Here is a 21,240-nt window from a genome sequence, read left to right as displayed (position 1 = left end):
CGGAACGCTGCCGGCACGTCACCGGCATCCCAACCGAACGTTCCGCAGGGCCCGTCGGACGATACGCGCCGCCGCCCTGCTCCACGCAAAAGGAATCCATCATGTCTTCCCTGCTCAGCCACTACGATCTGCGCGGCCTGCCGCTTCCCAATCGTGTCGTGATGGGCCCGATGACGCGCTCTCGCGCGCCGTCGCGCGGCCAGCCGACCGGACTCATGGCTGAATACTACGCACAGCGCGCGTCCACCGGCCTGATCGTGACCGAAGCGACCAACGTCAGCCCGGCCTCCGCGGCGTTCGAACTGACGCCGGGGCTCGTCACCGACGAGCAGGCGGCCGGCTGGAAGCAGATCACGGACGCGGTCCATGCGAACGGCGGCCGCATCTTCGCGCAGCTGTGGCACGGCGGCCGGGTCAGTTCGCTGACGCTGCTCGGCGGCGATGCGCCGCTGTCGCCGTCCGGCGTCAACGACGATCTCGAGCAGTTGCAGGTGTGGGCGCAATTGCAGAACGGCTATTACACGAAGATTCACGCGACGCCGTCGCGCGCGATGACGACGGACGAAGTCGCCGCGACGGTCGGCGAATTCCGCCAGGCAGCCGTCCGCGCGATGGCAGCCGGCTTCGACGGCGTCGAGATCCACGCGGCCAACGGCTACCTGCCGCACCAGTTCCTGTCGTCGACGCTGAACCGCCGCGACGATCGTTACGGCGGCTCGGTCGCGAACCGCGCGCGCTTCCTCGAGGAAATCGTCGACGCGGTCGGCGGCGTGATGCCGCTGGCCCGCGTGGGCGTGCGCATCTCGCCGTACGCGAAGTACAACAACGTGCGCGACGCCGATCCGGATGCGACGTACGCATACGTCGGCCGCATGCTCGACGAAGCCGGCGTCGCCTATCTGCACGCGGCCGACACCAACGGCTGGAGCGGGGAGCCCGACCTGCCGCGCATCGTCGAGAACACGCGCAAGCACTTCGGCGGCACGCTGATCGTCAACGGCGGCATCGCGCCGGATGCCGCGAATGCGCTGATCGATGCGGGCGACGCCGATCTCGTCGCGTTCGCGCGCGCGTACATCGCCAACCCGGATCTCGTCGAACGCCTCGCGGCGAATGCGCCGCTCGCGACGCCGAAGACGGTCGGCTGGTATGGCGGCGACCGCGCGGGATACGTCGACTACGCGCGTCACGACGTGGCGGGCCGGAACGCCTGAGCCCGCACCGGCGGCAGCCCGGCACGACAATCGCCGGGCGGCCCCGACGGCCGACGAAGCCGGCCGGATCGTCCGGAACAATCCCTTCAGGCGTCTTTCCAGCGCGCGCCCAGCACGCGTCCGCAAAAATTCGGCCGGTGAAAATCCGGATCGGCGCGCTCGAGCACATCCGCGCTCCACGTGCCGAACGTCGTCGCCGGCCGGTGCGCGACCCCGCGTGCGATCGCGTCGAGAAACGCGTCGCCGAACCCGTCGCCGCGCGGATACGCGGCGAGCAGCGCCCGCCGCTCGTCGGCCGAATACGCGTCGAAGTCGGTTGCCATCAGGTCGGTCGCTACGGCGGACGCCAGCGCACGCGCGAGCGGCGACACGCGTGCGGCCACGCCGGGCGTCGTATGCAGTGCGATCGCGCGCCACACGTCGTCGCGCATGTGCTGCGACGTCTGATGGCGCAGCAGGAACGCCTGCGCGGCATCGGCGCTGTCGAGCTCGTAGCGCTCGGTCGAGCGGCCATACGCGGTGCTCAGTCCCATGTTCGCGTACATCGCGGCCACGTACAGCGCATCCGCATCGAGTGTCTCGCCTGCCCGGCGCGCAGCCAGCGACGCGAGGACGAACACCCGGCAAGCGTGATCGGTGATCACCTGCGGTAGCGACGCGCATGCCGCTTCGGCGGCGTCGATCGCCATCGGCGTCCGGGGAATGCGGACGCCGGCGACTTCGTCACCGGCCCGTGCGCAGGTGTGCGCAGAACTCATCTCGTCTCCTTCTGCCCCGCGCCGGGGGCGAATAATCATCCATTCATCGCGCGACACGTGCCAGGGTAGCCGGCCTGCCCGTTGACCGACGCCATCCTAAAACGCGAGACCGGGTTGACCGAATGCTTCGCACTGCTCGACAGCCTCCATCGCTGCCACATGAAGGCGCTGCGCGAAACGACGCCCGCGACCGCGCGCGAAACCGGCGTCCGGGCCATCGCCGGCCGCCGCGCGCGGCTGCGCCGACGCGGCCGGACGACGTTGGCCGATTCCGCCGGCGCCGCCGAATTCGGCCACCGGCGACCACGCGGGGCTGACCGGCAGCGGCGGCGGCGCGAGCGGCGCGAACTCGTCGTCCGCATGCACGACCTTGCCGTCGACGACCGTCAGCACCGACGACAGCGACTTGATCCGCGGTTCGTCGATCGTGAAGTAGTCGTCCGTCAGCACCGCGAAATCCGCATACTGGCCGGGCACCAACGCGCCCTTGCGATCGTCCTCGTTCGAGAACCATGCACTGCCGACCGTGTAGCGGCGCAGCGCTTCCATTCGGCTGAGCCGGTTGCGTTCGGGATAGAGCGCCGTGCCGCCGACGGTGCGCCCGGACACCATCCAGTACAGCGACACGAACGGGTTGTAGCTCGCGATGCGCGTCGCATCGGTGCCCGCGCCGACCGGCAGCCCGGCCGCCAGCATCGCGCGGATCGGCGGCGTGCGCGTGGCCGCTTCCGCGCCGTAGCGCGCAATGAAGTACTCGCCCTGGAACGCCATCCGGTGCTGGACCGTCACGCCGCCGCCGAGCGCGGCGATGCGCGCGATGTTCGCATCCGAAATCGTCTCGCAGTGGTCGAAGAACCAGCGCAGCCCGTCGAACGGCATGTCGCGGTTCACGGCTTCGAGCACGTTCAGGAAGCGGCCGATCGATTCGTCGTAGGTCGCGTGCAGCCGGAACGGCCAGCGATGCCGCACCAGCAGCCGCACCACCGAGGCCAGTTCGGCCTCGAGCACGTCGGGCAGATCGGGGCGCGGTTCGAGAAAATTCCCGAAGTCGGCCGCGGAATACACCAGCAGTTCGCCCGCGCCGTTCATCCGCAGGAACGCGTCGCCGTCGCCGGGCTTCGCCAGCGTCACCCAGCGCGCGTAGTCGTCGAGTTCGCGTCCGGGATGCTGCACGAACAGGCTGTATGCGATGCGCACCGTCAGTTCGCCGCGCTTTGCGAGCGCCAGGATCGCGCCGTAGTCGTCCGGAAAGGCCTGGAAATCGCCGCCGGCGTCGATCGCGCTCGTCACGCCGAGGCGGTTCAGTTCGCGCATGAAGTGCCGCATCGAATTCATCTGGTCGTCGTGACCGAGCTTCGGGCCCTTCTCGAGCGCGGTGTGCAGGACGGCCATGTCCGGTCGCGCGATCAGCATGCCGGTCGGCCTGCCGAGACGATCGCGCTGGATTTCGCCGCCGGGCGGATCGGACGTGTCGCGGCCATAGCCGATCGCGCGCAGCGCGGCCGCGTTCAGCAGCGCGCTGTCGCCCAGGTGCATGATGAACACCGGCGTGTCGGGCGCGATCGCGTTGAGCTCGGCCACCGTCGGCCCGCGCTTCTCCGCGAACTGGAATTCGGTCCAGCCGCCGACGACGCGCACCCACTGCGGCGCCGGCGTGCGCAGCACCTGGCGGCGCAGCATGGCGAGCGCATCGGCCAGCGTCGGCACGCCGTCCCAGCGCAGTTCCAGGTTGAAATTCAGGCCGCCGCGAATCACGTGCAGGTGCGAATCGTTCAGCCCCGGGATCACGGTGCGGCCGTTCAGGTCGATGCGAAGCGTGTCGGCGCGCGCGTGGAGCATCACGTCGGGCCCGCTGCCGGCCGCGAGGATCCGGCCGTCCTTCACCGCGAGCGCGGTCACGAACGACTGCCGGTCGTCCTGCGTCGCGATCTTGCCGTTGTACACGATGAGGTCCGCCGATTCCGCGGGTTCCGTCGCCTTAAGCACCGTCCTGCCTCCTGCTTGCGCCCAAAGCCGGCATACGGCCGCACGCGGCAGGCACCCGGACTGACGATACACGGACCATCCACTCCCCCTTGAACATTGAACGATCGGACCGGCAGGCTGCGGCGCGATGGCGCGGCGGCGTCTTGCGCGGGCCCGGCGCGCCGTTACGCCACCTGCTGCATCGCATCCGCCGCCTCGTGCCGCATGCGCGTACGGGCCGTCGACGGCGTCGTCTCCGGGCGAACAAAGTTCTGCACGCGCGCCAACCGGCGAACATCGAACGCGCGCGATTGCGGATCGAAATGCCCTGTCAGATTGGCCACCAGCGCCGAAGCCTGCGCGGTACGCCCACGCTCGATCAGGTGATCGGCGAGATCGAGCATGCCGCGCAGCGCCCACATGGCTGCCCCTTGCCCGTTCGCGGTATGGATCCCCATCAGCAGATGACGGTGCCCGTCGGCTTCGCAGGCGATCGCGAGGTCCGCATCGGCAGTGCGGGCCTGTTCGAGCATCGCGAGCCCCCGGGCGCGCAACAGTTCGGGCACGAACAGATGCTCGCCGTGCGCGCGGCAGCGCGCGAGCGTCGCGTCGAGCTTCGTGCAGGCCTCGGCCGCGCGGCCCGTGCGCGTCAGTCCCTCCGCGTACGCGACGGTCAGCGGTGCGAGCGCGCGCCGGAATCCGCTCGTTTCGATGCGCTGCAGCGCAGGCTCGAGCCGCGCGAGACCGGCACCGGGGTGCCCGGTCTGCATGTCGAACTGCCCGGCCAGACATTCCGCGTGATTGAGCCAGATGTCGAACCCGTTCGCCTCGGCGGTCGATCGCAGCGTGCCGAGATAGTCGGAAATCACGTCGTGATCGCCATAGCGCAATGCAATCGGCACGGCCGCGGCGCCGAGCACGACGCACAACGCCAGCCCCGCCCCGGCGCGGCGCGCGCATTCGACCGCCTGCGCCGCCAGTCGCATCGCATATTCCGGATCGCCCTGCATCCACACGAGCCGCGTCAGCATCGTCCGGCCGAGCGTCGCGACGTCGATCCCCAGCGCTGCCTCCGCGCACGGCGGTTCGCCGGCCTCGGCCAGCTCGTCCGTCGCCGCCTCCAGCCGCTCGCGCGCCTGCGCGTGCTCGCCGAAGTAATGCAGCGAGGTCGCGACCATCGCGTTCGCCAGCAGCCGCTGCGACCGGTCGCCCCGCCGCTCGGCGGCGCGCTCGAAGCGCGTCGCGTAGCGCAACGATTCGTGGATGTCGGAGCGCGTCAGCATCGTGTTCCACAGCCCGACCAGCGCACGCGCGTCGAATGCCTCGTCGCCGATCCGGCCCGCGAGCGCGAGCGTCCGGTCCCACATCGCGGCGGCCGTATGCGTATCGCCATCGGTATGCAGCAGCGCCGCCGCATAGGCCGCGCGCAAGCGCATCTCGCGCGCCGCGTCGGCGGACGCGGCCCCCCCGGCCTCGATCGCGTCGAGCGCTCGCCGCGCCGGTATCGAACATTCGCGCATCCGCGCCGGCGCCAGCAACGCGAGCGCCAACGCGTCCGCCTCCAGCTCCAGCGCCTGCGGCTCGGCCGCCACAGGCTCGCGCGGTGCCGGCGCACCGGCGGCCGGACGCAGGCTCGCGAGGTCCGCGGCTTGTGCCTGCGTCTGCATCCGTGCTTCCGCCTGCTCGCGCTCGTAGCGCGCATGGCGCTCGGCGATGGCGTCGAATTCGCCCTCGTTGTGCAGCTTTTCGAGCGCATACGCGCGCGTCGATTCCGTCAACCGGTAGCGCGCCTGCGCGCCGTCGAACTCGACGGTCACCAGCGACTTCGCGACCAGTTCGCCGAGCACCGCGATCATCTCGGCGGCCGACATGCCGGGCTCCATCGCAACCTCGCGGGCGGCATCGAACGTAAACGGGCCGATGAAGCACGCCATCCGGCGAAACAGCGACCGCGTGGCCGCATCCAGCAGCACATAGCTCCAGTCGAACGTCGCCCGCAACGTCTGGTGGCGCGGCAGCGCCGAGCGCAGCCCGCCCGTCAGCAGGTTCAGCCTGTCGTCGAGACGGGACGCGACGATCTCGAGCCCGAGCGTCGCGACGCGCGCGGCAGCCAGCTCGATGGCAAGCGGCAGCCCGTCGAGACGCCGGCAGATATCGCCGATCAGCCGGATGCCGGCCGGATCGACCGCGCAGTCGGGCGTGGCGGCACGGATCCGCGCCAGGAACAGCTCGACGGCCGAATAGCGCTCGATCTCGTCGACGGATGCACCGCCGTCCGGCACCGCCAGCGGACTCACGCGAAACACGGCTTCGACCGAGATATGAAGCGGTTCGCGACTCGTCACGAGCACACGCAGCGATGTGGCGCGCGACGTCAGCGTATCGACGAGGTCGGCAACCAGATCGACGACGTGCTCCGCGTTGTCGAGCACAAGCAGGCCTGGCGACGCGGCGAACGCATCGCCGATCCGGTCGATGCCCGACAAGCCGTCCGTCTCGAGTCCCAGTTCCGCGGCAATCGCGAGCAGCACGTCGTCGCGCGTCGCGGCACTCGCCAGCGCCACGAACAGGACGCGCTCGCCGGACCGGCTGCGCAGTTCGTGCGCGACCCGGTCGGCCAGGCTCGTCTTGCCGATGCCGCCCGCACCGACCAGCGTGACGACCGGCGCGCGTTCGATCATGGCGACGATCTGCTCGATCTCGGCCTGACGTCCGACCAGCGGAACCGGACGGGCAGCGACGACGGCGTCCTGCGGCAACGCGGTCGCGCGCGGCGGCGCCTCGTGTGCGACGGCGGGATTCGCGATCAGCAGGTAACCGCGGCCCGGCACCGTCTTGATCAGGTCGCGGTTCGCGCCCAGCGCCTTGCGCAACGTCGCGACATGGACCTGCAGCCGGTTCTCCTCGACGATCAGGCCCGGCCAGACGGCATCCATGATGTCGTCCTTCGACACGACGGAACCGTTGGCGCGATGCAGTACTTCCAGTATGTCAAGCGCGCGTGCGCCGATACGCAACGACGCGCCGTGGCAGCGAATGTCTCGCTGCTCGAAATCCACCGACAACGTCCCGATCTGGATCATGGCCGCCTCCAGGTTCCCCACGATGACCGCCATGTGAACACGGCAGTTCACCGGGGCGGGAGTGCGCACCCGGCCAGCCCTACGGGCCGGGTGCGATATCTCAAAAAGTGGGCCGAGTGTAAACGCCGTATAAATAAAAATCTTGAAGGAAAATGCACTGGCGACCTCCGCATGGGCACGCCCCCGAACCCGCGTCGCGCAAATACAAATGGGGCAACATCGACCGGAATAGCGCCTTCGCGCGCCTGCCGGGCCGGCGCGGCACGAATCGGTTCGCCGCAAGCATTTCGTCAGCCAGCGGACATTTATTCAAGTTATCTTGGGGGCTGCCGGACGCACCGTATAAACTGCGCGTAAAAATGCCCGCGCGCCGTACCCAACCGAAGGATTGTTCCGCCATGCAAGTCCCCCTCGTCGCGCCACCCGCGGCGCCGCCGAAAGACACGCTCGGATGTCTGTCGAGCCTGCTGTCCAAGGATATCGAAAGGTCGGTCGGCGGCCTGAAGCTCCATCGCAAATGCATGCGCGACGAGCAATTCGAGCGCATCGAGATGGCGGCCAGCGATCGCGGTTTCCTGATCGGCGTGTCGCTCAATGGCGGGCACCGGCGCACGATCTACGGCGGGGCCGGCAAATCCGAGCGGCGGTTTCAGCACAACTCGATCTACATTCGCGACTTTTCCCGGAATTTCCGCGCCGACCTGTACGGCAAGTTCGACTTCGTGCTCGTCGAGCTGTCGCACAGCTACCTCGACCGCCTCGGCCGCGAGCACGACGGCACGGAAATCGGCGGGCTGACCTGCGCGCCTGACGTGCAGGACGCGGTGCTGGGCCATCTCGCGCACGCCGTCGCCGACAGCCTCGACGCGCCCGGCGCGCTGAATACGCTGTTCGTCGAGCAGATGGGCCTCGCGATCGGCACGCATCTGGCATGCCGCTACGGCAATACGCGCGCGCGCGACCTGCAGCGCAAGGGCGTACTGTCGCCGGCCAAAGCCGCGCTCGCCAAGGAGCTGCTGATGGAAAAGGCGGATCTCGGCGTGTCGATCGAGGAGGTCGCGAGCGAATGCGACCTGTCGCGCGGCTATTTCATCCGTGCGTTCTCGCGAACGACGGGACGCACGCCGCATCAATGGCTGCTCGAACAGCGCGTGATCCGCGCCCGGCAACTCATCGAGACGACCGACATGACGCTCGCGGAAATCGCGGTCGCCTGCGGCTTCTCGGACCAGAGCCACCTGAACCGCGTGTTCGCGCGGATCGTCGGCCATCCGCCCGGCGCATGGCGGCGCGAACTGTCGCGCTGATTCCGTCACGCGCGATCACTGCTGCCGCGCGCCTTCGCGTCACCGAACCGGTGTCGTGTCGTAATTGACCGGCACCCAGTCATACTGCTCCCCATCCCTGCGCAAATGCCCGAGCCCGGGAAACGCGATGTGCGCGGCACCGACCAGATAACGCTTGTCCGCGACGCGCTTCAGCGTATCGCGCCGGGTGCGGCGCGCCGTGTCGGCATCGCTGTCGTACTGGACGGTCGCGTCCGGATCCTGCAACTGGATCGCCGCGACGTGCACGATGTCGCCCCACGCGAGCAGCCCGGCGTTGCCGCTCTCGATCAGATAGGCCGTATGGCCCGGCGTATGACCGGGCATCGGCACCGCGCGAATGCCCGGGGCGAGCGTCGCTTCGCCGCGAAACGTCTTGAAGCGCCCGGCCGCGACGTACGGCGCGACCGACGCGGCCGCCGCATCGAAAAACGACGCGAGGAACGCCGGCGCCTGTGCCTTGTTGTCCGGATCGAGCCAATAATTCGCCTCGACCTCGTTCACGCGGACGACCGCATTCGGAAAGGTCATCCTGCCGTTCGACACGATGCCGCCGACGTGATCCTTGTGCAGGTGCGTGAGCAACACTTCGTCGATCTGCTCGGGCGCATAGCCTGCCGCACGCAAGTTGGCGAGCAGCTTGCCGCAGCAGTCGCCGTACAGCACGCCGGCGCCGGTATCGACGAGAATCCGCTTCGTTCCCGTATCGACCAGGAACGCATTGATCGACCCCTGTACCGGCGGTTCGAGAAACGCGCGATCGAGATCGCGCCGGATTTCGGCCTTCGACACATCGCGGAAGACCGTATCGATCGGAAACGGATGCGTGCCGTCAGACAGCGCGACGATCTGCAGATCGCCGAGCTTCTGCCGATAGAAGCCGGGGGCCTGGTTTCCGCCGCCCGGCTCTGCGGCGAACGCGACCGATGCGAGGATGCCGAAGCACCACGCGACGAGCAGCATGCCGCCCGCGCGCGTGCGCCAATTCAGGTTCTTCATGTCCGTTTCCCGGTTGCATATCGACGTTGCGACATTGCGCGCCGGCTTGCCGGCCCGGCCGGCGACGTGCGCACGACACCGAGCTTACCGGCCCGGTTCGCAATAATCCTGAGCGGGACATGAATCGTTCTGAAAGCCATGCCTCGGCGGCGCCGGCCAAGATTCAGGCGATCTGGTCGAGCGCGCGCTGCGCGTCAATCAATGCATCGCGAAAGACGGCAGCCGGCTGCGCGCCACTGACGACCGACAGGCCGATGCGCGTCGACGGCACCGAAGCGACGCCTTCACGCACCGCCTCCGCTTCGAGCGCGACCACCGCGTCGAGCCCTTCGCCGGACGCGAGGAACGCACGCACCGTGTCGCCCGGCAAACCGGCGCCCGTCGCAATCTCGACCAGCACGTCCGCGTCGCCGATATCGCGGCCGTCGCGGAAATACGCGGCGAATAGCGCATCGACGAGCGCGACGGCGCTGCCGCGTTGCTGGGCGAACCAGACGAGCCGGTGTGCAAGCCGCGTGTTCGGCGTGCGCGCGATCCGCGCATGATCGAACACGAGGCCCGCCGCGCGGCCGGCTTCGGCCACATGCGCGTCGAGTGCCTGCGAGCGCGCCCAGCTGCCGAACTTCGCGCTCCGGTACGCCTTGCGGTCGATGCCGCCGGCCGGCATCGTCGGGTTCAGTTCGAACGGCACGAACCGGACGCTCACGTTGCCGACCAGGCCTGCTTCGTCGATCGCTTCCGCGAGCCTGTGCTCCGCGATCCAGCACCACGGGCAGATGAGATCGTAGGTCACCGTTACTTCGAGGGGTTTCATCGCACGCTCCTTCCTGTACATTGCCAGTCCTGAAGATAGCGCTTGCGGGCCGGCGATAGAATGCGAACGGCACGCAACGCATCGTTGCGATACGCACAAAGGCACGAAGTCACGAAGTTACAAGGGCGACGACATGGACAAGTTCTCCGCGCTGCGCGCGTTCGTGGAAGTAGCGGAAGCCGGCGGCTTCTCGAGCGCGGGACGACGTCTCGATCTCGCGGCCTCGTCGGTGGTGCGCGCGGTGGATGCGCTCGAGGCGTCGCTCGGCACCGTGCTGCTGAACCGCACGACGCGACAGGTCACGCTGTCCGATGCCGGCTCCGTGTACTACGCACGCGCGAAGCGGCTGCTCGAGGAACTCGCGGAAGCCGACGCACTGGTCGCCGATCGCGGCGACGAGCCGTCCGGGCCGCTGCGCGTGTCGGTGCCGGTCGCGTACGGCATGCGCCGCATCGCGCCGCACGTCGCGGCCTTCCTCGCGCGCTATCCGAAGCTCGATCTCGACCTGCAGCTCACCGACGAACGCGTCGATCTCGTCACCGGCCGGATCGACGTCGCGATCCGGCTCGGCGAAGCGGCCCCATCCGCGGAAGTCGTCGCGCGACAGCTCGGCACGTTCCAGCGCTATGTCGTCGCGAGCCACGACTACCTCGATGCACACGGCACGCCATCGGCGCCGGGCGAGCTGGTCGATCACGGCTGCCTGCGCTTTCATTTCGGCGGCGACCAGCAGGCGTGGACGTTTGCGGATGCGCACGGCACGACGAAAGTGCTCGTCACCGGGCGCCTGAAATCGAACCACAGCGAAGTGTTGCGCGATGCCGTGCTGGACGGCGCCGGCATCGCGCTGCTGCCCGACTGGCTGGTCGATGCCGACGTCCAGTCGGGCCGCTTGCGCAGGCTCTTCGAACAGTACGACGTCATGCCCGATGCGGCGCGCTCGGTCGTCACCGCGCTGTACCTGCCGAATCAGCGCGGCTCGAAGCGCGTCACGGCGTTCATCGATTTCGTCGAGACGCTCGCCGGCGCGCAGCACTGAGCCGCGCGGCACGTCGCGTCACCAGCCGAACTTCGCCTCCACGCCGACATAGTCGGCATTGCGCGCGCCCAGCGCGCGAATCGAATCGGCGAGCTGGAAGTGCACCGCCTCGACCGCCAGCGCCGTGTTCGCATTGACGAGCCAGTCCACGCGGGCCTGCGCGTACATGCCCGTCCACGCGCCGCCCTTGCCGGCCGTGCCGGGCACGGCCTGCATCCCTTGCCCGTAGATCGCGTCGGCCGTCGTCTCGCGCCACTGGAAACCGACCGCGGTCAGCACTGTCACGTTGCCGGCCGGCTTGAACGTCAGCGACGGCTTCACGTGAATCAGGTTGGTGTAGCCCGTATAGCCGGCGAGCGTGAAGTAAGAGCCGTTCGGGAACAGCGGGTTGAAGGTGCCCATGCGTCCGTCGCCGGGATGCTTGTCGCCCGACGCGCCGTCGACCTGGATGCCGATGCGCGGCGTACCCGGCGTCTTCGCGAACGTGTAGCCGCCCAGCGCGCCGAACGCCCACGCACCGATCGTGTCCTGCCCGATGTGCCCGGTCTGCAGCATCGCCTCGGCGTCCCAGTCGAACCCGGAAGACTTGCCGGCGTAGCGCATGTCGAACACGTCGCGCCGCTCGGTGCCGGCCCCGCCCAGATAGCGCGCGTTGTCGCGCGTATAGCGCGACCAGTAGCCCGACAGGTCACCGGGTCCCACATCGTTGCGCTCGACGCGCACGCCGTCGAATCTGAGGTGCCGGTTCGACACGTCGTCGAATACCGCGTCGTTGCGATACTGCACAGGACGCGTCACATAGCCGATCAGCCGCCACTTGCCGATTTCGTAATCGGCCCACAGCGCATCGAACGCCTGGCGCACGTTCGGGCCGTCGCGCACCGACACGAACCGCTGCAAGTCGAACGCCATCTCCTGCCGGCCGATGCGGGTCTTGAACGTGCCGCCGCCGACCTGGTCGACATACGCGACGAACGCCTGCTCGATGTCGAGCTGATCCTTGTCGACCGGGCCGACCGTATCCTTGCCGAACGGCCGCGCATCGACGAACTGGACGAACGCCTGGAAATGTCCGGCATAGCGCAGATCCGCATGCACCGTCGCACGCTGGATCACGTAGTTGTCGTCGTGGGCGGCGCCGAGCCCGAACAGCGGCGCGTTGTTCAGCTCGAAGCGCTCGCGCAGGTTCGCGCCGAGCGACAGGTAGGTCGACGGGTCGGCGCCGAGCGGGATGTACTTCAGCCCGTCGAGCGGCTTGCGCGGAACGCATGGATTGGCGAGCACCGACCAGTCTTCCTGCCAGCGGTTGAACAGCACCGCAGGACGCGTCGCGGTGCACGTCGCGGCGGCGGTCGATGCAGGCGCCGCGGTTTCCTCGGCGCCAGCGGCCGTCCCGGCGTGCGTCGCGACGCCGCCCACCAGCATGGCCGCCGGCAACGCGCCACGCCACGCCCGCTTCATCGACCGCCTCATCGACCGCCGGTCCATCACTTCGACCGCGCGTGAATCTCGGCGACATAGCCGCCCGGGAACTGCACGAGCGCCGCATCGCGCCCGTCCGACGTGAAGGTCGGTACCAGAACGGTCACGCCGGCGGCCTTGGCCTTCTCCAGCGTGGCGGCAAGGTCCGCCACTTCGTAGCCGGTCATTTCGCGCCCGAACGGATAAGGCAGATGGCCGTCGGTGGCGAGCACGGTCATCTTGCCGAAGCCCGACTCGATGCGGATGCGGCGGTACGTGTCGTTCGGCCGGCCGATCTCGATGCCCGGCGCCTTGCGCACGTCGGACACGACCTTGCCGCGCGAGAACGCGACGAAGTCGTGCACCAGCTTGCTCGCGCTTTCCGGCGACACGTACACGCGATTTTCCGGCACGGTCTGCAGCGGATCGTAGTGCGGCGCCTGGGTGTGCCAGTACAGCTGCATGTTCACGCCGCCCGGCCAGCGAATGATCGCGTCGCGGCCGATCGGATCGGGGAACGTGTCGACGACCACGTCCGCGCCATGCGCGCGCGCCGACTTCATCGCGACGTCCATGTCGGTGACGAGGTAGCCGGTGCGCTCCTCGCAGAACGGGTATGGGATCGGCGTCTTGAAGCCGAACACCGAGATCGTGCCGGACGGCGTGAACACGAGCTGCGACATCGTCTGGCTCGGCGTCGGCGTGACCTGGAACACGCCCTGCTGCGACTTCTTGCCGCCGAACGTGGCGACGAAGCTGTCGGTGAAGCGGTCGAAGTCTTCCGGCGCGACGCACACGTGCGTCGTGTCGTATTGCGGACCGACCGAGACGGCCGGCACCTTCGCGGACGAGGTCTCGAGCAGACGCGTCTCGTCCGCATGGGCCGGCGCGGTCGCCAGCAATGCGCCGAGCATGGCCGTCGACGCGGCCGTCATCCGCAATACCTGTCGCAACTTCAGTGCAATCATCGAAATTCTCCTTGAAAGTGGTAAGCGCTGCCGTGCGTCGCGCGCGGATTCAGCGTGATGCCGGCCCGACGTCGGGCCGGCCGGATCGGTAGGCGAGGAAGCACAAGGTCGCGAGCGGCAGCGCCAGCGCCCAGAAGGCGGCGAATACGTACGCCGCGGCCCCCGCGCCCGCACCGAGCGCGAAGGCCGCGACCGGCGGCAGCGTGCGCCGCAGTCGCGCGCGCGCGGCGTCGCGTTCGGCCGGCGCGGCAAGCGGCACGAGCCAGTCGAACGCATCGATCACCGCCTGCGTGACGTTGCCCGTCATCACCGTGTTGGCGACGACCGAGCGGGCCGTCAGCCGGCCGTGCGCGTTCTGGACACCCATTGCCGCGGCGCCGAGCAGACCGCACAGGATCGTGCGCGGCGCATCGGCGTCGGCGATCGGCGACGCCATCACGCCGGCCAGCATGAACCCGGCCAGCAGCACGGCCTGAAGCGCATAGAGCGAACGCGCGCGCGGGCCGTGGCCCAGCGAACGCATCCGGTGATCGAGCACGCGCGCGCCGACGATACCGGCGATGAAGGCCGGAAACGCGAGCCATTTGATCGCGAGCCCTTGCCCGACGCCGGCCAGCCCCGAGCCGATCAGGATGAAGTTGCCGGTGACGTGCGCGGTAAACAGGCCGAACAGCGCGACGAAGCCGAGCGTGTCGACGTAGCCGGCGATCGACGCAAGAAAGACGTCCTCGCCACGCACGTGATCGGGTGCCGCGGCCGCGGTTACCGGCTGCGTCGGCATGCCCCGGCCTCCTGGATGGCGACGGTTGCGCCGGCGCACGCGATGCCTGCGTCCGGCGAGATCAGATCACGCATGTTCCGCTCCGGTTGTGCCGAACGGCCCGGCGGTGCCGACTGGCGTCCGGTCCAAACGGCTGTTCGGAAGCAAGACTAGTTAAGGCGCGTCTTAATGTCATGGCGATGGGCCTGAATTTTCCTGAATTGGCTGCCCGGACGCCCCGACGGACGGCGCGGTCGACGCGACGCGCGGCACGTGCGCAACGGTTCGCGCATCGCGTCGGCAGGCACGCCCCGAGCGGCCCTCGCGGTCCGATCGTGTTATTTTTCGATCGATAGCTTAAGAGCGCACGCGATCAGGAGCCGATGCATGACCGAAAGAAAACGCAGCACGCCAGCCCGAGAGCGCGGGACGGATGCCGACGGCAACGCCGTCACGCCGGGCCGGCGCCTCGCGCCGGAAGCGCGCGAGCGGCAAATCGTCGAGAAGGCGATCGAGCACTTCGCGACGCACGGCTTTTCCGGCAGCACGCGCGAGCTGGCGCGGCAGATCGGCGTCACCCAGCCGCTGCTGTACCGGTACTTTCCGAGCAAGGAAGCGCTGATCGATCGCGTGTACGACGAGGTCTACACGTGGAACCCGGACTGGGAAAAAATGATCGCGGATCGCACGGTCCCGCTGCAGGAGCGGCTGGTCGCGTTCTACCGCGCGTACGCGCAAACCATCCTGCGGCGCGAATGGATCCGCACCTTCATCTTCGCGGGGCTCAGCCGCGAGGGCTTCAACACGCGCTATCTGTCGCGGCTGCGCGAACGCGTGTTCCTGCCGGTGCTGCGCGAACTGCGGCACGAATACGACATCGCCACGCCGGCGACGGAGGCCCAGCGCAACGCTGAAATCGAGCTCGTCTGGAGCCTGCACGCGAGCATCTTCTATTTCGGCGTTCGCAAGTGGGTGTACGGGTTGCCGGTGCCCGACGATCTCGACACCGAAATCGAACGGCTGGTCGACGCGTTTCTCCACGGCACGCCCGCTACGCTCAAGCAGCTCGCGTCCGGCGCGGCCGCGCGGCGACGCCGCCGCGTGTAGCGCGGCCCCGCGCGCCGCCCGACGAATTCAGAACAATTCATCCGGTGTGCCGGTCGCTTCGCCTATCCTCGAAAGGCACTTGCGCCCGCGTCCGGGCGCCTGCGGGCCGAACCGCACTGGGACCGTCACATGACCACCAACACGTCTTCGATCACGCATCACGCCGTCACCGCGAACGATCGGCGCCTGCACTACATCGACGCCGGCAGCGGGCCGGCCACCGGCTACGACAAGCGCAACATGGCGCGCGAAGAACAGCCGGAGCGCGTGAACGCATTGCCTGTCGATTTCCTGAAGCATTGGGAATGGATGATTCGCCGCGCGCGACGAATCATCGCGGGAGCGGAATCATGAGCGACGTTGCGGGCCCCTCGGCGATCGTCATTGGCGGATCGGTGGGCGGACTGTTCACGGCGACCGCGCTGCGCGCGGCCGGATGGCGCGTCAAGGTATTCGAACAGTCGCCCAACGACCTCGACAGCCGCGGCGGCGGCATCGTGCTGCAGCCGCCGATCGAGCGCGCGTTCGCATTCGGCGGCGTGCCGGTGCCGCGCGATGCGGGCGTCGATTCGGTCGACCGGATCTATCTCGACGAGCACGACCGGATCGTGCAGCGCCTTTACATGCCGCAAACGCAGACCGCGTGGAACGTGATCTACACCGCGCTGAAGCGCGCGCTGCCCGCCGGCGTCGTGCACGCTGGCGTATCGTTCGAGCGGTTCGAACAGGACGGCGCGCGCGTGATCGCGCATTTCGCGGACGGGCGCGTCGAGTGTGCCGACCTGCTGGTCGGCGCGGACGGCGGCCGCTCGGCCGTGCGTGCCCAGCTGCTGCCCGACGCGCGGCCCGCGTATGCGGGCTATGTCGCATGGCGCGGGCTCGTCGACGAGCACACGCTTCCCGACTCGGTGCTGCAGGTGCTGCGCGATCGGTTCACGTTCCAGCAAGGCAACGCGCATCTGTTCCTGACCTACCTCGTGCCCGGCCGCGACGGTGCGATCGATCCGGGCAAGCGGCGCGTGAACTGGGTCTGGTACCGGCGGCTCGAGCAGGATCGCGTGCCGTCGCTGTTTCTCGCGCAGGACGGCACGCAGCGCGACGGCTCGCTGCCGCCCGGCGCAATGCGCGACGACAACCGGCTCGAACTCGTGGACACCGGCCGCCGGTTGCTCGCGCCAACGCTCGCCGCGCTCGTCGAGGCGACCCAGGCGCCGTTCGCGCAGGCGATCCTCGATCTCGCGGTCGAGCGCATGGCGTTCGGCCGCGCGGTGCTGCTCGGCGACGCGGCCTGCCTCGTGCGACCGCATACGGCCGCCGGTGTCGCGAAGGCGGCGCAGAACGCGGTTGGTCTCGCCGAAGCGCTGCGCGGCGGCGTGCGCGCATGCGCATTCGACGCCGCGCTGTCGCGCTGGGAGGCCGCCCAGCTCGCGAACAACGCTTCGCTGTCCGAACTCGGCATCTCGCTCGGCACGCGGATCATGGGACGGGCGTGACCGGCGGCAGGCCGGTGTCGAGATGCCGCGTGCCATGTTCGGCCGCGCAAGCTTCGAGCAGACGCAGCCGACTCGTGCGGATCGCCGGCCAGGCGCGGACCCGGCAGGTTCGCGCACCCGCTTACTGCTCCCGGGGCGCGCCGCGCGAAACGCCGCCAGCGAACCGGTTTCGCCACTGCCCGCCGGCGAACGCAACGACGATCAGCGACAGGTAGCCGGCGACGAGAAGATGCCGCCAGCTGTCGAGCGCGGCACGATGGGCCACCAGCGTCGCGTCGGGGGCCGCGACGGCGAGACTGCCCGGCACCACCGCCCGCGTCATCTGCACGAATCCGGCCGCCGACAGCACGGGCAATAGTACGAGCACCCCCAGCAGCACAAACCTCGCGCGATGGAAAAACGCACGCCGGCGCAAATGAAACCACAACCCGAGGCTGCCGTGCACCCACCCCGGCGCGAGCAGCGCGATCTGCAGGCCCTGCGTGCCGCTCGTCAGCAGCGCCACGACGACCCGTGCGTAGTTCGGTTCGAAGCCGTAGAACGACGTCGCGACGCGTGTGCCGACGACGTGGCGGATCAACAGCAGCGGCAGGCTGAGTCCCGCCCAAAGACGCAGCCATTCGGCCGGCGGCAGCGCCCAGTGCCGACGGCCGTAGATGGTGCGGAGCGCCAGCGCGAAATGCAGGCCGGCTGCGCCGTACAGCAGGATCGTCCCGGGCAGGCTTTGCCAGACACCGATCGCCAGGTGCAGGCCGCGCTCGGCAACGTCGACCGACCAGATGCCGAGCGCATGATTGACCATGTGAACGGAAATATAGATCCACAACATGATGCCGGAGCCGAGTTGCAGCCTCCGCGCTATCTTGTGCAGCCCGTCATGCGCGGACGCCGGCTTCCCGGCATCGTGCGCGTGCTGCGCGGGATACGACGCGCGGTCGTGCGACGGCGGGCGCATGTCGACGTGTTCCCGGAAGGATGGTGACGCCGAGGCCTCGTCTGCGTTCGCGGGAACCTCGCGAACGCGCCGCGCTCCGCGCAGGATGTCACGGGTTTGCGTGGGCTTGTCGTTCATCGAAACCTCCCCGTCGAAACGTGCGCTGAGTGATGCTGCCTGATCGGCATACCACCGAGCGGTCCCGTTTATTCCGGCGACGCGCGGCATCCGGCGCATGAAGCGCATCACGCGGCCTCGGGAATAGGCGCCGGGCTCGCCCGGTATACCGGGTGTGAGCACGACGGATGCCGATCGCGATGCATAGGCCCCGCCACAACGACGCCAGCGAAATCAAGGAGGCCCATCGTGTCCAACGTCCTGTCCCACTGGATCCTGATCGGCTGCGACGCATACGACGAGTACGTGTTCGTGCCGTGGCTCAATAAAGCCGTGTATCAGCGCACAGTGACCTTGCAACGCGTTTGCCTCCTATGACGGCGAACCCTCCGGCAGTTTCAACCGACCGGGACCTGACTGCGCCACACCGCCGCCGGACTCATCCCGCCTGCTTGCTGCCGCAGCGAACACCGGGAAGCAGTCGCATACTTGATGCATGGCCGTAGTTGGAGACGCCTCTTGCTCATGGTCACGGCAGAACCCGGCGCAGCCGACTACCGAGCCCTGGCCGGCCGGCGCTTGGCCGGACACCATCCCGTCGACGCGGCCGCCTCCTCCGGCAAACATCACAATTCATTTAACTTTCCGTGAGGACTTCGACACCGGCCGCTGACTACGATGGGCGCATGTTTTCAGGACCTGCTTCCAGGAGCCCATCATGCCCACCCGCAGACATCTGCTGCTGTTCGCCGGCGCCACCGGCCTCGCCACGCTCGCGGCGCTGTCGTCGGCCGGCCGCCGCACATTGGTCAGCCGCGCGTTCGCCGCGTCGACGGCCGCGCCGAAGCTGGCCGCGCCATACGAGGTCACCCTCAGCGACACCGAATGGCATCGCCGGCTCACGCCCGCCCAGTACGCGATCCTGCGCGACGCCGGCACCGAGCGGCCATACAGCAGCCCGCTGAACGACGAGCACCGCCCCGGCACGTTCGCGTGCGCGGGCTGCGGCCTCGCACTGTTCTCGTCGGCCACCAAGTTCGACAGCCACACGGGCTGGCCGAGCTTCTGGAAGCCGCTCGACCACGCTGTCGCGACCGACGCCGACACGTCGTTCGGGATGGTCCGCACCGAGGTGCACTGCCGCCGCTGCGGCGGCCATCTCGGCCACGTGTTCGACGACGGCCCGCCGCCCACCAACCTGCGCTACTGCATGAACGGGCTCGCGCTCGCCTTCCACCCGGCCGCCGCCTGATCCGGCCCCATCCCCGACCGACTGGAGAACGCACCATGCTGCTCATCGTCCTTGCCTATCTCGGCGGCGTGCTCACGATCCTGAGCCCGTGCATCCTGCCCGTGCTGCCGTTCGTGTTCGCGCGCGCCGACCAGCCGTTCGTGCGCACCGGCCTGCCGCTGCTGGCCGGCATGGCGCTCACGTTCGCCGTCGTCGCGACGCTCGCCGCCGTCGGCGGGGGCTGGGTCGCGCAAGCCAACCAGGCCGGCCGGTGGGTTGCCATCGTGCTGCTCGGGGTATTCGGCCTGACGCTGCTGATGCCGCGCCTCGCCGAACACCTGACGCGCCCGCTCGTCGCCGCAGGCAACCGCCTCACCGGCCTCGCGCAGCGCGACGGCCGCCCGGCCGGCCCGCTGTCGTCGCTGCTGCTCGGCGTCGCCACCGGCCTGCTGTGGGCGCCGTGCGCCGGCCCGATCCTCGGGCTCGTGCTGACCGGCGCCGCGCTGCGCGGCGCGAGCGTCGGCACGACGCTGCTGCTCGTTGCGTATGCGGCCGGCGCGGCGACGTCGCTCGGCGTCGCGCTCGTGATCGGCGGCAAGGTGTTCGCCGCGATGAAGCGCTCGCTCGGCGCGGGCGAATGGATCAAGCGCGGGATCGGCGCCGCGCTGCTGGCCGGCGTCGGCGCGATTGCGCTCGGCCTCGATACGGGTGCGCTCGCGCAGTTGTCGACCGTCACGACGGGCGGCCTCGAGACGAAGCTCGTCGACCGGCTCGGCGGGCGCTCGAACGGCGCGCCGGCGGCGATGGACGCGACGGGTTCGCCGGCAAACGGCTCGGCAGACCACACCGCGAACGGTTCGGGCGGCGCGATGATGGCCGCGACGGCCGATGCCGTGCAGTCCGGCGGCGCGATGATGCGCGCGGCGGAGATCGCGCCCGCGCCGCAAGCGCCGGCCGCGCTGCCCGTCGAAGGCACGCTGCCGTCGCTCGACGGCGCCGTGCAGTGGCTGAATTCGCCGCCGCTGACCGCAGCCGGCCTGCGCGGCAAGGTCGTGCTCGTCGACTTCTGGACCTACTCGTGCATCAACTGCCTGCGCACGCTGCCGTACACCACGGCCTGGGCACGCAAGTACGCGCCGTACGGTCTCGTCGTGATCGGCGTGCACGCACCGGAGTTCGCGTTCGAGCGCGACATCGGCAACGTGAAAAAGGCCGTACACGACCTCGGCATCGACTTCCCGGTCGCGATCGACAACCACTACACGATCTGGCGCGCGTTCAGCAACGAATACTGGCCCGCGCACTACTTCGTCGACGCACAGGGACGCGTGCGCCGCCACCACTTCGGCGAAGGCGAATACGCGCAGTCGGAACGCGCGATCCAGTCGCTGCTCGCCGAGGCCGGTCATCCGGAAGCGCTGAACGTGCCGCTCGGGCTCGCCGGCGTTCCCGCGAAAGGCGCGCTCGCGGCGGCCGACAGCGCCGACGTCCGCTCGCCCGAAACCTATGTCGGCTATGCGCGCGCGGACGACTTCACGTCGCCGGGCGGCGTGGTGCGCGACGCGGCACACCGCTACGACGCGCCCGCCCACCCCGACCTGAACGACTGGGGCCTCGCCGGCACCTGGCAGGTCGGCGCCGAGCGCGCGTCGCTCGCCGCGCCGTCCGGCCGGATCGTCTACCGCTTCCATGCGCGCGACCTGCACCTCGTGCTCGGGCCGGGAGCGAACGGCAAGCCGGTGCGCTTTCGCGTGACGCTCGACGGCGCGGCGCCCGGTGCCGCACACGGCACCGACGTCGACGCGCAGGGCTACGGCACGGTCACCGGGCAGCGCCTGTACCAGCTCGTCCGTCAGCCGGGCGCCATCGCCGACCGCACATTCGCGATCGAGTTTCTCGATCCGGGTGTCGATGCGTACGCATTCACGTTCGGTTGAACGCATGCCAGGCCGACACCCGACCGCCGTCTTCC

General features: G+C 69.1%; 18 protein-coding genes. 9 read left to right on the top strand and 9 right to left on the bottom strand.

The features are described from left to right. Window positions 1–101: 101 nt before the first annotated feature. Entirely contained in the window at window positions 102–1,214 is a 1,113-nt protein-coding gene (locus tag LGM71_RS25320; RefSeq protein ID WP_226117118.1) for an alkene reductase, read from the top strand. An 86-nt stretch (window positions 1,215–1,300) separates the two neighbouring features. On the opposite strand, the gene LGM71_RS25315 is transcribed toward LGM71_RS25320, so the two are convergent. The 3 genes from LGM71_RS25315 to LGM71_RS25305 all read right to left on the bottom strand — a co-directional run bounded on the left by LGM71_RS25315 (window position 1,301) and on the right by LGM71_RS25305 (window position 7,020). After that, window positions 1,301–1,972 (bottom strand): phosphohydrolase, encoded by a 672-nt coding sequence (locus LGM71_RS25315; RefSeq protein WP_226117116.1) that lies wholly within the window; start codon window positions 1,970–1,972, stop codon window positions 1,301–1,303. A 96-nt stretch (window positions 1,973–2,068) separates the two neighbouring features. Beyond that, window positions 2,069–3,958: an amidohydrolase gene (locus tag LGM71_RS25310; RefSeq protein WP_226117114.1), complete on the bottom strand. Its 1,890-nt coding sequence runs from the start codon at window positions 3,956–3,958 to the stop codon at window positions 2,069–2,071. 164 nt (window positions 3,959–4,122) lie between these two features. Continuing rightward, a complete protein-coding gene (locus LGM71_RS25305; protein ID WP_226117112.1) occupies window positions 4,123–7,020 on the bottom strand; it encodes an ATP-binding protein in 2,898 nt (965 codons plus the stop codon). A 398-nt stretch (window positions 7,021–7,418) separates the two neighbouring features. Between LGM71_RS25305 and LGM71_RS25300 the strand changes: the two genes are divergently transcribed. After that, a complete protein-coding gene (locus LGM71_RS25300) occupies window positions 7,419–8,327 on the top strand; it encodes a helix-turn-helix domain-containing protein (protein WP_124627294.1) in 909 nt (302 codons plus the stop codon). Between the two features lie 39 nt (window positions 8,328–8,366). Here LGM71_RS25300 and LGM71_RS25295 read toward each other — a convergent pair whose 3' ends face one another. Continuing rightward, window positions 8,367–9,308 carry an MBL fold metallo-hydrolase gene (locus LGM71_RS25295; protein WP_226117503.1) on the bottom strand — a complete coding sequence of 314 codons (942 nt, stop codon included), beginning with the start codon at window positions 9,306–9,308 and terminating at the stop codon, window positions 8,367–8,369. A 199-nt stretch (window positions 9,309–9,507) separates the two neighbouring features. Then, entirely contained in the window at window positions 9,508–10,158 is a 651-nt protein-coding gene (locus tag LGM71_RS25290; RefSeq protein WP_226117111.1) for a DsbA family oxidoreductase, read from the bottom strand. Between the two features lie 133 nt (window positions 10,159–10,291). Between LGM71_RS25290 and LGM71_RS25285 the strand changes: the two genes are divergently transcribed. After that, a complete protein-coding gene (locus tag LGM71_RS25285) occupies window positions 10,292–11,197 on the top strand; it encodes a LysR family transcriptional regulator (RefSeq protein WP_124902499.1) in 906 nt (301 codons plus the stop codon). Between the two features lie 18 nt (window positions 11,198–11,215). Here LGM71_RS25285 and LGM71_RS25280 read toward each other — a convergent pair whose 3' ends face one another. From LGM71_RS25280 to LGM71_RS25270, 3 genes are read right to left on the bottom strand one after another with little or no spacing between them, the layout of a single operon-like run. After that, window positions 11,216–12,658, bottom strand: a complete 1,443-nt coding sequence (locus LGM71_RS25280; protein WP_226117109.1) for an alginate export family protein — start codon at window positions 12,656–12,658, stop codon at window positions 11,216–11,218. A 26-nt stretch (window positions 12,659–12,684) separates the two neighbouring features. Continuing rightward, window positions 12,685–13,626 (bottom strand): glyoxalase, encoded by a 942-nt coding sequence (locus tag LGM71_RS25275; protein ID WP_175817121.1) that lies wholly within the window; start codon window positions 13,624–13,626, stop codon window positions 12,685–12,687. Between the two features lie 49 nt (window positions 13,627–13,675). Then, entirely contained in the window at window positions 13,676–14,407 is a 732-nt protein-coding gene (locus tag LGM71_RS25270; protein ID WP_059681405.1) for a YoaK family protein, read from the bottom strand. 366 nt (window positions 14,408–14,773) lie between these two features. Between LGM71_RS25270 and LGM71_RS25265 the strand changes: the two genes are divergently transcribed. From LGM71_RS25265 to LGM71_RS25255, 3 genes are all read left to right on the top strand, one after another. After that, window positions 14,774–15,493: a TetR/AcrR family transcriptional regulator gene (locus LGM71_RS25265; protein WP_059606062.1), complete on the top strand. Its 720-nt coding sequence runs from the start codon at window positions 14,774–14,776 to the stop codon at window positions 15,491–15,493. Window positions 15,494–15,622: 129 nt separating this feature from the next. After that, window positions 15,623–15,847: a hypothetical protein gene (locus tag LGM71_RS25260; RefSeq protein ID WP_226117107.1), complete on the top strand. Its 225-nt coding sequence runs from the start codon at window positions 15,623–15,625 to the stop codon at window positions 15,845–15,847. Beyond that, on the top strand, window positions 15,844–16,986 hold the full coding sequence (locus tag LGM71_RS25255) for an FAD binding domain-containing protein (RefSeq protein WP_226117105.1): 1,143 nt from the start codon (window positions 15,844–15,846) through the stop codon (window positions 16,984–16,986). The genes LGM71_RS25260 and LGM71_RS25255 overlap by 4 nt, the downstream gene beginning before the upstream one ends. 121 nt (window positions 16,987–17,107) lie before the next feature. Here the strand turns inward: LGM71_RS25255 and LGM71_RS25250 are convergent, their stop codons facing one another. After that, window positions 17,108–18,058, bottom strand: a complete 951-nt coding sequence (locus LGM71_RS25250) for a hypothetical protein (RefSeq protein ID WP_319000402.1) — start codon at window positions 18,056–18,058, stop codon at window positions 17,108–17,110. A 228-nt stretch (window positions 18,059–18,286) separates the two neighbouring features. On the opposite strand from LGM71_RS25250, the gene LGM71_RS33210 reads away from it, so the two are divergent. The 3 genes from LGM71_RS33210 to LGM71_RS25240 all read left to right on the top strand — a co-directional run bounded on the left by LGM71_RS33210 (window position 18,287) and on the right by LGM71_RS25240 (window position 21,205). Continuing rightward, the gene (locus tag LGM71_RS33210) at window positions 18,287–18,415 is read left to right on the top strand and encodes a hypothetical protein (RefSeq protein ID WP_257129397.1); all 129 of its coding nucleotides are present in this window, start codon (window positions 18,287–18,289) and stop codon (window positions 18,413–18,415) included. Between the two features lie 340 nt (window positions 18,416–18,755). Beyond that, a complete protein-coding gene (gene msrB / locus LGM71_RS25245; RefSeq protein ID WP_226117103.1) occupies window positions 18,756–19,289 on the top strand; it encodes a peptide-methionine (R)-S-oxide reductase MsrB in 534 nt (177 codons plus the stop codon). A 35-nt stretch (window positions 19,290–19,324) separates the two neighbouring features. Beyond that, window positions 19,325–21,205, top strand: a complete 1,881-nt coding sequence (locus LGM71_RS25240; protein ID WP_226117101.1) for a cytochrome c biogenesis protein DipZ — start codon at window positions 19,325–19,327, stop codon at window positions 21,203–21,205. Window positions 21,206–21,240: the final 35 nt, after the last annotated feature.

Source organism: Burkholderia sp. AU33545 (assembly GCF_020419685.1).
In the GTDB taxonomy this organism is placed as follows: Bacteria; Pseudomonadota; Gammaproteobacteria; order Burkholderiales; family Burkholderiaceae; genus Burkholderia; species Burkholderia diffusa.
This window is presented reverse-complemented; position numbering and strand designations above follow the sequence as displayed.